The following is a 12,919-nucleotide window of genomic DNA, read 5'->3' on the forward strand; positions in this document are numbered from 1 at the left end:
ATGAACCCTACAACTTATGCATCAATAACAAGGCAACACAACAAAATAGCCAGAGCATAAGTCGATCAATAAAGAAGGAAGAGGAACAAGTTATGGTAGATAAAAAACTAAGTGGTGCAGGTCTTCGTGGTCAAAGTGCAGGCGATACATCGCTATGTACTGTGGGCAAGTCAGGTTCAGGATTAACCTATTGTGGTTATGATGTGGCTGACTTAGCTGATAACACCACGTTTGAAGAGGTGGCGTATCTGTTATTTAACGGCGAGTTACCCAATAGTGCACAACTTGATGCCTATAAGATTGAGTTAATGACTCAGCGTGATCTTCCTCAAGCGTTAAAAGAGGTTCTGCAACGCATACCTGCCGATGCGCATCCGATGGATGTAATGCGCACGGGTTGCTCATTTTTAGGTAATTTAGAGCCAGAAGCTGATTTTAGTGAACAAGCTCAAGCTGCCAATCGTCTGCTTGCCGCATTCCCTGCCATTATGTGTTACTGGTATCGATTCTCACATGACGGTCTTGAAATAGATTGTGTTACTAATGAAGACTCTCTTGCTGGCCACTTTTTGCACCTACTAAACGGCAAAGCGCCATCAGAGCAGCATCGACGTGTGATGGATGTGTCATTAATTCTCTATGCAGAGCATGAGTTTAATGCCTCGACCTTTACTGCTCGTGTATGTGCATCAACATTATCGGATATGTATTCTTGTATTACTGGCGCTATCGGTACTTTGCGTGGACCACTGCATGGTGGAGCTAACGAAGCTGCGATGGATATGATTCAAACATTCTCATCACCTGCGGATGCAAAAATCCAGATGGCAGGCATGCTTGAACGCAAAGAGAAAATTATGGGATTCGGGCACGCGATTTACCGCACATCGGATCCTCGTAACGTCATTATCAAAGCTTGGTCTGAAAAGTTAGCCCATGAAAATGGCGACACTTCTTTGTATGACATCTCCGTGGCGTGTGAAGAGTTTATGTGGGACACCAAGAAACTGTTCTGTAATGCTGACTTCTTCCATGCATCGGCTTACCACTTCATGGGCATTCCTACTAAGCTGTTTACGCCTATTTTTGTCTGCTCACGTCTAACGGGTTGGGCTGCCCATGTGATGGAGCAGCGCTCTAATAACCGCATCATTCGTCCAAGTGCTGATTACACTGGGTCGGAGCCAAGAAGCGTTAAGCCTATCAGCGAAAGATAGGTCATAATTTTTGATGGAGATAGTTAACATCTATCTCCATCAAGATTAAAGTTGATATTAGACACTAATAAGTATGAATTTGTTGGTATTAAAAAATTTCACACTTAATTAGTCAATAGAGCAATGAATAGAATTAAACCAGTATCTAAACTGGGGAACACCTTATGAATACGACCTACCGTAAATCTTTACCGGGTACTGAACTCGACTATTTCGATACTCGTACAGCTGTTGATGCGATTACGCCGGGCGCCTATGACAAGCTACCTTACTCTTCCCGTGTTTATGCTGAAAACTTAGTACGCCGTTGTGCGCCAGATAAGCTCACGGCGTGTCTTGAACAGATCATCATGCGTAAACGTGATTTGGACTTTCCTTGGTATCCAGCCCGCGTGGTATGTCATGACATTTTAGGACAAACCGCTTTGGTTGATCTTGCCGGTCTTCGAGATGCCATTGCCGATAAAGGTGGCGACCCATCGAAAGTGAACCCTGTGGTACCGACTCAATTAATTGTCGATCACTCTCTTGCTGTAGAGCATGCGGGGTTTGAAAAAGACGCCTTTGATAAAAATCGCGCGATTGAAGATAGACGGAACGAAGACAGATTTCATTTTATCAACTGGACCAAAACAGCATTCAAAAATATTGATGTGATCCAGCCGGGTAATGGCATCATGCATCAGATTAACCTTGAGAAGATGTCTCCAGTGATCCAATCCCTAGACGGTGTTGCTTTTCCTGATACGCTAGTGGGGACAGACAGTCATACACCCCACGTGGATGCACTGGGCGTGATCGCTATCGGTGTGGGCGGCCTTGAAGCTGAAAGTGTCATGTTAGGCCGACCTTCTTATATGCGTCTGCCTGATATTGTGGGTGTGGAGCTGGTGGGTAAACGTCAACCGGGCATCACGGCGACAGATATTGTATTGGCTATTACTGAGTTTTTACGTAATGAAAAAGTGGTGTCGACCTATTTAGAGTTTTATGGCGAAGGCGCAGCTAATCTCACCTTGGGCGATCGTGCCACTATCTCAAACATGACACCAGAATTTGGCGCAACGGCTGCCATGTTCTATATCGATGACAAAACCATTGACTACCTTAAGTTAACGGGTCGAGAAGATGCGCAAGTTAAGTTGGTTGAGACCTACGCGAAACAAAGCGGTTTATGGGCTGGTAGCCTAAAAGATGCAGAGTATGAACGTGTATTGCATTTTGACTTGTCATCAGTGGGCCGTAACATCGCAGGGCCTTCTAATCCACATCGACGTGTTTCAACCAATGAGCTGGCTGAAATGGGGATTAGTGGTACACCTGATTCTTATCAAAAAGACATTGAGAACGGCATGATGCCAGATGGTGCTTGTATCATTGCAGCCATCACTAGTTGTACTAATACATCTAATCCTCGTAATGTCATTGCCGCAGGTTTACTTGCCCGTAATGCTAACGCAAAGGGATTAACCCGAAAGCCTTGGGTTAAAACATCCTTAGCACCTGGCTCAAAAGCTGTGCAGCTGTATCTTGAAGAGGCTGAGTTGTTACCCGAACTTGAAGCACTCGGCTTTGGTATTGTTGGTTTTGCCTGCACAACCTGTAACGGCATGAGTGGCGCGTTAGATCCCGTTATTCAACAAGAGGTGATCGACAGAGATTTGTACGCGACAGCGGTACTGTCTGGTAACCGAAACTTTGATGGCCGTATCCACCCGTATGCAAAACAAGCCTTTTTAGCATCACCGCCTTTAGTTGTTGCGTATGCGATTGCGGGCACCATTCGTTTCGATATTGAGAAAGACAGCTTAGGAAAAGATAGCCAAGGTAATGAGATAACTCTGAAAGATCTCTGGCCATCAGATGAAGAGATAGATGCAGTTGTGGCGGCGAGTGTTAAGCCTGAGCAGTTCCGCAAAGTCTATGAGCCTATGTTTGATATCAAAGTAGAATACGGCGCGGATGTGGATCCACAGTATCAATGGCGTCCACAGAGTACCTACATTCGTCGTCCTCCTTATTGGGAAGGTGCATTAGCGGGTGAGCGCACCATGAAAGGCATGCGTCCGTTGGCAGTACTAGGCGATAACATTACGACTGATCACCTTTCTCCTTCTAATGCAATTATGCTCGACAGTGCAGCTGGAGCATATCTGGATAAGATGGGATTGCCAGAGGTTGATTTTAACTCTTATGCCACTCACCGTGGCGATCATTTAACTGCTCAGCGCGCAACGTTTGCTAACCCTAAGTTGTTTAATGAGATGGTGACTCACCTTGGTAAAGGCGGAACAACGGAAGTTAAACAAGGTTCACTGGCGCGCATTGAGCCTGAAGGTCAAGTTTCACGTATGTGGGAAGCGATTGAGACGTATATGGAACGTAAGCAGCCACTCATCATTATTGCTGGCGCTGATTATGGTCAAGGTTCAAGTCGTGACTGGGCAGCTAAAGGTGTTCGTTTAGCTGGTGTTGAAGTGATTGTTGCTGAAGGATTTGAGCGTATCCATCGTACCAATTTAGTGGGAATGGGCGTATTGCCGCTAGAGTTCACTAATGGTGAGAACCGTCATACCTATCAAATCGATGGTACTGAAACTTACGATGTCATAGGCGATCGAATACCTGGTGGGATGTTGACCGTGATTATCACTCGCACGAGTGGTGAGAAAATAGAGGTCGCGGTGAAGTGTCGTTTAGATACGGCTGAAGAGGCATCGATTTATGAGGCAGGCGGAATATTACAACGTTTTGCTCAAGACTTCCTCGAGTCATCTGCTGTGGCTTAATTGACATTATTTCTATATTTAGCAACATAGAGAGTGGCGCTGTAATGCGCCACTCTCTATTAAAGGTGGTATACATGGGACAAGAAGCTAAAACTCTGCCATTTTTCTCTCCTCAAATAAAAGTACCCGCAACTTATATGCGTGGCGGTACAAGCAAGGGGGTGTTCTTCAATCTTGAGGATCTGCCGGTACAAGCACAAATAGCAGGTGATGCGCGTGATGCATTGTTGCTTAGGGTGATTGGCAGTCCTGATCCCTATGGAAAGCAGACTGATGGCATGGGAGGGGCGACCTCCAGTACCAGTAAAACAGTGATCATCGCTAAAAGTACTCAAATCGATCACGATGTTGATTATCTGTTCGGCCAAGTCGCAATCGACAAGCCTTTTGTTGATTGGAGCGGCAATTGCGGTAATTTATCGGCTGCGGTAGGGTCGTTTGCCATCAACAATGGATTAGTTAACCCTGAGCGTATACCTGAAAATGGCATCGCGGTGGTACGGATTTGGCAGGCAAATATTAGCAAAACCATCATCGCGCACGTGCCTGTGACTCACGGTGAAGTGCAAGAGACAGGTGATTTTGAACTTGACGGCGTGACTTTCCCTGCCGCTGAAGTCTTGGTTGAGTTTATGGACCCCGCTGATGGAGAGGGGGCAATGTTCCCCACAGGTAATTTAGTTGATGACTTAGTGGTACCAACAGACGTCGTTGCCGCTGGTGTATTAAAAACCACGATGATCAACGCTGGGATCCCAACGATCTTTATTAACGCGAACGACTTGGGTTATACAGGAGCTGAGCTGCAGGAAGCTATAAATGGCGATCCAAAGGCATTGGCGATGTTCGAGGTTATTCGTGCTCACGGTGCAGTTAAGATGGGGCTCATTAGTCATATCGATGAAGCAGCTGGGAGACAACATACGCCTAAAGTCGCCATTGTGGGTGGGCCTGTGGATTATACCTCCTCAAGTGGGAAAGCCATTTTGAGTACAGACATAGATGTGAATGTGCGGGCACTTTCAATGGGTAAGTTGCATCATGCGATGATGGGCACCGCCGCAGTAGCAATTGGCACTGCAGCAGCGATACCCGGTACTTTAGTTAATCTTGCTGCTGGTGGCGTGGACAGAGAGTCCGCTGCAAATGGACATGTTGTATTTGGTCACCCTTCTGGGACGTTGAAGGTAGGCGCTGAAGCTAAGTTTGAGAATGCGCAATGGCAAGTGACTAAAGCTGCGATGAGCCGAAGTGCACGAGTACTGATGGAAGGCTGGGTGAGGGTGCCTGGAGATACGTTGAAATAAAGCGATATTCTAATAAATGAAACTGTCTAAAAAAAGATAGTTGAGAACAGTAAAAGGCAATCTCCAACTTTGGAGTTTGCCTTTTACTGCATCTATTAAGCCTAAATGAGTGCTTTTTTTGCTAGAACGCGTTCAACAGTATCGACAATAGTTTGTGTTTGACTGTCGATTTCAATGTTGACTTGCTCACCTATTTTGACAAGATCCAGATTGGTTAATTTTAGCGTTTCGGGGATCAGGTGTAACATAAAGCTATTTTCGGTCACAGCGCCTACCGTTAAACTACAGCCATTAACCCCCACAAAGCCTTTATAGAGGATATAGTTCATCCATCTTGGTTCCACTTCTAATTGCATATTGTAATGTGTACTGGTATTGCTGATGTCGACAATCTTGGCCTGAGTATGGATATGACCAGATAGAATATGTCCGCCGATCTCACTACCAAATGTGAGAGACCGCTCGATGTTGATCTTAGAACCAAGTTGCAATTTTGAGAGGTTTGTCACGCTCAAGGTCTCTTCCATTACATCGAAAAACACCCTATTATCGTCAATTCGTGTAACCGTTAAACAGACACCGTTGTTCGCAACACTTGCGCCTGTTATGAGCCCTTCACGTAAACTGGGTTCCATAGCGATTTCTAGCGTATTTAAGCCATCTTTCTTATTTATCGCAACCACTTCGCACGTGGCTTGAACTATACCTGTAAACATATTTTCTCTCGTTAGTATTAAAGGCAATTTCCATGAATCATGTCGGCTTTCAGGCCAAACGCTTAGTACAGCTTGCTCTACCTGTACTTATTGCTCAAGTAACCCAAACTATGATGGGTTTTATCGATACTGTTATGGCTGGTCGTGTCAGTGCAGTTGATATGGCTGCAGTAGCCATCGGTACCAGCTTATGGTTACCAGCACTCTTGTTTGTTCAGGGGTTATTAATGGCCTTTACCCCTATGTTTGCACACTATCATGGTGCAAATGATCAAAAGGCGATCCAACCTCTCGCTTTTCAAGCTGGTTATATTGCCATAATTGGCAGTATAGGTGTGGTGGTATTCCTCACTTTTGCAGAACAAATTTTTTCTATGATGGCATTAGACCCTGAAATGGCCAGATTGAGCATAGGTTATCTTGAAGGCTTTGCATGGGGCGTCCCTGCGTTTATCTTGTATCAGGTTTTACGTGGATGCAGTGAGGGTATATCTTACACTTTACCCACTATGGTGATTGGCTTTGTTGGCTTAGCCGTTAACATCCCGGCTAACTATGTCTTTATCTATGGTCATCTTGGTATGCCTGCGATGGGCGGTGCAGGTTGTGGTCTTGCGACAGCTCTGGTTTTCTGGGCGATGCTCATTGCGATGATAATCTATATGCAGTTTCATCAAAAGTTTAAGGAGCTTGCCCCCTTTAAAGCTTTTCATAAGCCACACCTACGTACCATGTGGGATATGACTAAGCATGGTCTACCCATTGCTATGGCGCTGTTTTTCGAAGTCAGTTTGTTTGCGGTGATAGCACTATTACTTGCTCCATTGGGTGCCATTGTTGTCGCAGGACATCAGATAGCACTTAATTTCTCATCCATCGTCTTCATGCTACCACTGTCAATTGGTATCGCGGTTTCGATACGTGTTGGATATTACTTAGGACAAGACAAACCAGAAATATCAGCCTTGATCACGAAACTTGGATTAGCCATTGCTTTTGCGCTAGCGGTGATCACCGCAATATTTACGGTTGTATTTAGGTATCAGATCGCGCACTTATACAATAGTAACCCTGAAGTGGTGACATTAGCAGCCAGTTTGATGTTCCTTGCTGCCTTGTATCAGTTATCTGATTCCGTCCAAGTTGTTGCTGCTGGAGCGCTTCGAGGATATAAGGATACAAGGAGCGCCTTTTATATCACCTTAGTTTCTTATTGGGCTGTGGGTATGGCATTAGGTTATACATTAGCAAGAACGGATTTGATTGTTCCTGCTATGGGCGCCCATGGCTTCTGGATAGGCTTAATAGCAGGGCTTACAAGTGCTGCATTACTGTTTGCATTAAGATTAAGGTATATACAGAAGAGAGGTTTTTCAAAAGAAGTCATATCGAATACATCAAATCATTAAAATATAATGCTTGTTTTTCGAACGCAAAGAGGAGCTAATACAGCTTCTCTTTGCATATATGCGCCTTAAAAGAGCAAGTTGGGCAGCAAAGCAGCACTTAAACAGAAACTTCATCTTTTTACTTGCAACGAAAACTGTATCCCGTATTATGACGCTCGTTCCAAGGCAATAGCCAAACGGACACTAGGACGCGGGATGGAGCAGTATGGTAGCTCGTCGGGCTCATAACCCGAAGGTCGTTGGTTCAAATCCAGCTCCCGCAACCAATACAACCGTAGCTCAGTTGGTTAGAGCACTACCTTGACATGGTAGGGGTCGGTGGTTCGAATCCACTCGGTTGTACCAATTCTTTGTAAATAGAATCAAAATAATTTTCAGCGTTTATCGGACGCGGGATGGAGCAGTATGGTAGCTCGTCGGGCTCATAACCCGAAGGTCGTTGGTTCAAATCCAGCTCCCGCAACCAATTCTTTGTAAGCAGAATTAAAACAACTTTCAGCGTTTTATCCGACGCGGGATGGAGCAGTATAAAAGCTACTCGGACTCAACTTTTTATGTAAATCAAGGCGAAGGTCGTTGCCCTGTTTTTATAAAGAGTAATCCAGCTCCCGCAACCAATTCTTTGTAAGTAGAATCAAAACAACTTTCAGCGTTTTATCGGACGCGGGATGGAGCAGTATGGTAGCTCGTCGGGCTCATAACCCGAAGGTCGTTGGTTCAAATCCAGCTCCCGCAACCAATACAACCGTAGCTCAGTTGGTTAGAGCACTACCTTGACATGGTAGGGGTCGGTGGTTCGAATCCACTCGGTTGTACCAATCTTTTTGTAAAAGATTAAATTTTATTCTAGTATGACACAATACAACCGTAGCTCAGTTGGTTAGAGCACTACCTTGACATGGTAGGGGTCGGTGGTTCGAATCCACTCGGTTGTACCATTTATTGAAAACTAGAGTTACTTAGCCAGCTTAGGCTGGTTTTTTTGTACCTAAAATTTGCCATCTCAACTGGTAGGCTAATTACCTGAGTCGATATGTAACTCTATTATTTGCTGTGATTCGTCTAGATGAATACGCAAGTGGATAGCGTTGCAGCATATCCTACAATCGTCATAATAATCTTGATCCCCAGAAGTACCATCTATATCAATATGTTGATGATGACCACAGTGTGGGCAGCAAATTGTCTGCGTAGAAAACTTCATTCGACCTCCAAATACAACCAACAATAATAAATAAATAAATGCAGAATTCTCACTATGCTCTTCTAAATTGAGCTTTGCTAGTGAAGTCATTCATAGTTCATTATAGTGATGGAGGCACATCTATTTCCCTGTGTGCTATTTGATTAAGCTATCTATTTGCCATTTATCAAATTTCCAGCTTCTTTATACTTATTGCTATTGCTATTGCTATTGATAGAGGCTAGTTTTGCTTTGAGTAGAGATTGACCGAAGTACGAGCATCTAGGTTGAGTGTTAACTCTTCATCTATTGTCACTACCATACGTTCAAATTCCGCTTCCAAATTCGCCTGTATTTCCATTGATAATCCACTATCGATATCATGAGTAACGACTAAGCGCTTTGATTGGGTTGTTATTTCAGGTGTAAATTGATTCATCGCTGTTTTTTGCTGTGTAGAATCAGCAGAGATCTGAATGAGTGCACCGGTAAGCAGTATTAAATTAATCATATTAACCTCCTATGTTGTCTTCGTTACAGAATAGGAGACGGTTATGAAGTATTCATTACAATAAAATTGTAAAATCATGACATTGCACAGTCAGAACCCAGCATCTTTGTTGCGCAAAAATACATACAGACGCTTGCATTAGGCTAGTGTGATCTCGTAGAATTACGCTCTTGTGCTTAAGGTGACTAAGACTCTTGTAATGGCTTATCCCATAAGTGCGTTTTCTTTTATTATTTATTAGCAAGTGGCCCTACGTAGGGGTCACCACTGGATAAGGATTTTTCATGCCTGTTATTACACTTCCTGATGGAAGCAAACGAGAGTTTGCTAACCCTGTTTCTACTTTAGATGTTGCTGCCGATATCGGTCCTGGTCTCGCGAAAGCGTGTATCGCAGGCCGAGTAAATGGTGAGTTGAAAGATGCGTGCGACATCATTGATACTGATTCAGAGTTATCTATCATTACGGCTAAAGATGAAGAGGGCGTTGAGATACTTCGCCATTCATGTGCTCACTTGCTAGGTCATGCATTCAAGCAATTATGGCCTGAAGCAAAAATGGCAATTGGTCCAGTTATCGATAATGGTTTTTACTATGATATCGATTTAGAGCACAAGCTGACCCAGGAAGATATCGATGCGCTTGAAAAGCGCATGGTACAACTTGCAAAAACTAACTATGCCGTTGAAAAGCGTGTAGGCAGCTGGCAAGTGGCTCGAGATACGTTTGAAGCCCGTGGCGAAACGTACAAGATGGCTATCCTAGATGAAAACATCAGTCAGGATGACCAACCTGCGCTATATCATCATGAAGAGTATGTTGATATGTGTCGTGGCCCTCATGTACCAAACATGAGATTTTGCCAAAACTTTAAGTTGATGAGTGTTGCTGGCGCATACTGGCGCGGTAACTCTGATAATAAGATGCTACAACGTGTTTATGGTACAGCTTGGGCTGACAAGAAAGCATTAAAAGTTCATCTTAATCGTCTAGAAGAAGCAGCGAAGCGAGATCACCGTAAGATTGGCAAGCAACTTGATCTTTATCATATGCAAGAAGAAGCACCTGGTATGGTGTTTTGGCATAATGATGGTTGGAGCTTGTACCTAGAGCTTGAGAAGTTTATTCGTCAGAAGCTTGGCCAATACACTTATCAAGAGGTAAAAGGTCCATTGATGATGGATCGTGCTCTTTGGGAGCGTTCTGGTCACTGGGACAAGTACTCAGATGCCATGTTCACAACCAGTTCTGAAAATCGTGAATATGCGATTAAACCAATGAACTGCCCAGGTCATGTCCAGATCTTCAATCAAGGTCTTAAATCTTACCGCGATCTGCCATTACGTATGGCTGAGTTTGGTTGCTGTCACCGTAATGAGCCATCAGGTTCTCTACACGGCCTAATGCGTGTGCGTGGCTTCACTCAGGATGACGCTCATGTCTTCTGTACTGAAGATCAAGTGCAACAAGAGGTGAGTGCATGTATCAAGATGGTTTATGATACTTATGAGACTTTTGGCTTCAAAGATATCGTGGTTAAACTCTCGACTCGTCCAGAAAAACGTATCGGCGACGATGATATGTGGGACAGAGCCGAAGAAGCCCTTAAACAAGCGCTTAATGCCAATGATATCGCTTTTGATATCCTACCAGGCGAAGGTGCCTTTTATGGTCCTAAAATCGAATTCACACTGCATGACTGTCTAGATCGTGCATGGCAATGTGGCACGGTACAGCTTGATTATGCTTTACCAGGTCGTCTTGGAGCAACGTATGTTGCAGAAGACAACAGTCGTCAAACACCAGTGATGATCCATCGTGCTATTTTGGGTTCATTAGAGCGTTTTCTTGGCATTCTTATTGAAGAGTATGCGGGTAAATTTCCAACGTGGTTAGCACCTACACAAGTCGTCGTAATGAATATTACTGACAAACAGTCTGATTATGTCGACGAAATCGTAAATATATTAAAAGAAAACGGAATTCGTGCCTCGAAAGACTTGAGGAATGAGAAGATAGGCTTTAAGATACGCGAACACACTCTACGGCGTGTACCTTATTTATTGGTCGTTGGTGATCAAGAGATGGAAAATAAGGAAGTTGCGGTGCGAACCAGAGATGGTATTGATTTAGGCAAAATTCAAATCTCTGAATTTGTAGCTAAAATAAATAAGCAAATTTCGCTCCGTAGTCTCAATTTGTTGGAGGAATAGGTCATAAAGATCAAAAAAACAGCAGGGCGCCAGGCGGCCCCGAACAGAATTAATGAACTCATCACAGACGTTTCAGAAGTACGTTTAAATGGTTTAGATGGTGAGCCCCTAGGGTTGATGACAATCAGAGAAGCACAAGAATTAGCTGATGAAGCTGGTGTTGATCTAGTTGAAATTAGTCCTAACGCTGAGCCGCCGGTTTGCCGTATAATGGACTACGGAAAGTTCCTTTTTGATAAAGCAAAATCTCAAAAAGAACAGAAGAAGAAGCAGAAAATTGTACAGGTGAAGGAAATTAAATTCCGTCCCGGTACTGATGAAAACGATTATCAGGTAAAACTACGCAACCTGAATCGTTTTCTAGATGACGGCGACAAAGCGAAAGTTACGCTTCGTTTCCGTGGTCGCGAAATGGCTCATCAAAGTCTTGGTATGAATCTTTTGAATCGTATTAAAGATGACTTGGCTGAAATAGCAGTCGTTGAGTCCTTCCCTAAAATGGAAGGCCGTCAAGCTGTGATGGTACTCGCGCCGAAAAAGAAATAGTAAGGCAACATAAAGTAGCAGGGTCTTTTATTAGGTCTCTGCTCGCCTTGCGTTTTATTAATGTCCCAATGCGGAGTTTTAGCAATGCCTAAAATGAAAACAGACAAGGGTGTAGCGAAGCGTTTTAAGAAAACTGCTAATGGTTTCAAGCGCAAGCAAGCCCACTTACGTCACATTTTGACCAAGAAGAGCACTAAGCGTAAACGTCACTTACGTGCTAAATGTTTAGTATCTAAAGCTGACATGCCTGCAATTGCACGTCAACTACCATACGCTTAATTAAAGGAGCAAAGAACAATGCCTAGAGTTAAGCGTGGTGTAACCGCTCGTGCTCGTCACAAGAAAGTACTAAAATTAGCCAAAGGTTATTACGGAGCTCGCTCACGTACTTACCGTGTTGCAAAGCAAGCCGTAACTAAAGCTGGTCAATATGCTTACCGTGACCGTCGTCAGAAGAAACGTCAATTCCGTCAACTTTGGATTGCACGTATCAATGCGGCATCTCGTCAAAATGGTCTATCTTATAGCCGTTTCATTAATGGTTTGAAAAAAGCCTCTATTGAAATCGATCGTAAGATCCTGTCTGACATCGCTGTTTTTGATAAAGTTGTATTTACAACTTTAGTAGAAAAAGCAAAAGAAGCTTTAGCTAAGTAATTAGTTAGATCTACTTTTAAAAGGGACCTTCGGGTCCCTTTTTTAATGGCTAAATTTCACCTTTCTCCAATTTCATATTTTTCAAATTATTCCTATACTGGCAGCTCAGCCACTCTTTTATATAGTGACAGTTACTGATGGATTCAGTTTAGCGCTTCTTGGGGAAAGATATGAACGAGCGATTGTATTTATCTTAGAGACGACTGCTTATACCAATCAGTATAAGAAGTTGATCTACTCAGAGTGTTTCTTGGCAAACTAATTCAAGGCGAATGGATGACATAATGGTTGTTCCCTTATGAGTTCATTCAACGCAGAAGTAGGCAGCCAAAAACACTCCTTACAGGCGAGTTTTAGCGGTTCTGATGCTG

11 protein-coding genes and 6 tRNA genes are annotated in these 12,919 nt (G+C 43.7%); 14 read left to right on the top strand and 3 right to left on the bottom strand.

The features are described from left to right. The first annotated feature begins 92 nt into the window (after positions 1–92). The 3 genes from prpC to prpF all read left to right on the top strand — a co-directional run bounded on the left by prpC (position 93) and on the right by prpF (position 5,313). Positions 93–1,217, top strand: a complete 1,125-nt coding sequence (gene prpC, locus FN961_RS24165) for a bifunctional 2-methylcitrate synthase/citrate synthase (RefSeq protein WP_144042706.1) — start codon at positions 93–95, stop codon at positions 1,215–1,217. 164 nt (positions 1,218–1,381) lie between these two features. Continuing rightward, on the top strand, positions 1,382–4,006 hold the full coding sequence (gene acnD / locus FN961_RS24170; RefSeq protein ID WP_144042707.1) for a Fe/S-dependent 2-methylisocitrate dehydratase AcnD: 2,625 nt from the start codon (positions 1,382–1,384) through the stop codon (positions 4,004–4,006). 74 nt (positions 4,007–4,080) lie between these two features. Continuing rightward, on the top strand, positions 4,081–5,313 hold the full coding sequence (prpF, locus tag FN961_RS24175) for a 2-methylaconitate cis-trans isomerase PrpF (protein WP_144042708.1): 1,233 nt from the start codon (positions 4,081–4,083) through the stop codon (positions 5,311–5,313). A 101-nt stretch (positions 5,314–5,414) separates the two neighbouring features. Here prpF and FN961_RS24180 read toward each other — a convergent pair whose 3' ends face one another. Next, positions 5,415–6,029, bottom strand: a complete 615-nt coding sequence (locus FN961_RS24180; RefSeq protein WP_144042709.1) for a riboflavin synthase subunit alpha — start codon at positions 6,027–6,029, stop codon at positions 5,415–5,417. A gap of 32 nt (positions 6,030–6,061) precedes the next feature. Here FN961_RS24180 and FN961_RS24185 point away from each other — a divergent pair, with 32 nt between their 5' ends. From FN961_RS24185 to FN961_RS24215, 7 genes are all read left to right on the top strand, one after another. Beyond that, positions 6,062–7,438 (top strand): MATE family efflux transporter, encoded by a 1,377-nt coding sequence (locus FN961_RS24185; RefSeq protein ID WP_144042710.1) that lies wholly within the window; start codon positions 6,062–6,064, stop codon positions 7,436–7,438. A gap of 189 nt (positions 7,439–7,627) precedes the next feature. After that, a tRNA-Met gene (locus tag FN961_RS24190) sits at positions 7,628–7,704 on the top strand. Positions 7,705–7,706: 2 nt separating this feature from the next. Further along, positions 7,707–7,783, top strand: a tRNA-Val gene (locus tag FN961_RS24195). A 44-nt stretch (positions 7,784–7,827) separates the two neighbouring features. Continuing rightward, positions 7,828–7,904: transfer RNA gene (locus FN961_RS24200), tRNA-Met, on the top strand. A 196-nt stretch (positions 7,905–8,100) separates the two neighbouring features. After that, positions 8,101–8,177 (top strand) — tRNA-Met (locus FN961_RS24205). Between the two features lie 2 nt (positions 8,178–8,179). After that, positions 8,180–8,256: transfer RNA gene (locus FN961_RS24210), tRNA-Val, on the top strand. Between the two features lie 43 nt (positions 8,257–8,299). Beyond that, positions 8,300–8,376, top strand: a tRNA-Val gene (locus FN961_RS24215). A gap of 77 nt (positions 8,377–8,453) precedes the next feature. Here FN961_RS24215 and FN961_RS24220 read toward each other — a convergent pair. Together FN961_RS24220 and FN961_RS24225 are read right to left on the bottom strand one after the other, a co-directional pair. Further along, positions 8,454–8,642 carry a CPXCG motif-containing cysteine-rich protein gene (locus tag FN961_RS24220; RefSeq protein WP_144042711.1) on the bottom strand — a complete coding sequence of 63 codons (189 nt, stop codon included), beginning with the start codon at positions 8,640–8,642 and terminating at the stop codon, positions 8,454–8,456. Between the two features lie 220 nt (positions 8,643–8,862). Further along, positions 8,863–9,132: a hypothetical protein gene (locus FN961_RS24225; RefSeq protein WP_144042712.1), complete on the bottom strand. Its 270-nt coding sequence runs from the start codon at positions 9,130–9,132 to the stop codon at positions 8,863–8,865. A 284-nt stretch (positions 9,133–9,416) separates the two neighbouring features. Between FN961_RS24225 and thrS the strand changes: the two genes are divergently transcribed. The 4 genes from thrS (at position 9,417) to rplT (ending at position 12,548) form a co-directional block, all read left to right on the top strand. Continuing rightward, positions 9,417–11,345, top strand: coding sequence for a threonine--tRNA ligase (gene thrS, locus FN961_RS24230; protein ID WP_144042713.1), 1,929 nt, complete (start codon positions 9,417–9,419; stop codon positions 11,343–11,345). Positions 11,346–11,348: 3 nt separating this feature from the next. After that, entirely contained in the window at positions 11,349–11,891 is a 543-nt protein-coding gene (gene infC / locus FN961_RS24235) for a translation initiation factor IF-3 (protein ID WP_144042714.1), read from the top strand. A gap of 84 nt (positions 11,892–11,975) precedes the next feature. After that, positions 11,976–12,170 (top strand): 50S ribosomal protein L35, encoded by a 195-nt coding sequence (rpmI, locus tag FN961_RS24240; RefSeq protein ID WP_005503401.1) that lies wholly within the window; start codon positions 11,976–11,978, stop codon positions 12,168–12,170. Between the two features lie 18 nt (positions 12,171–12,188). Continuing rightward, the gene (rplT, locus tag FN961_RS24245) at positions 12,189–12,548 is read left to right on the top strand and encodes a 50S ribosomal protein L20 (protein ID WP_144042715.1); all 360 of its coding nucleotides are present in this window, start codon (positions 12,189–12,191) and stop codon (positions 12,546–12,548) included. Positions 12,549–12,919 lie beyond the last annotated feature (371 nt).

The organism is Shewanella hanedai (assembly GCF_007197645.1).
Lineage (GTDB): Bacteria > Pseudomonadota > Gammaproteobacteria > Enterobacterales > Shewanellaceae > Shewanella > Shewanella hanedai.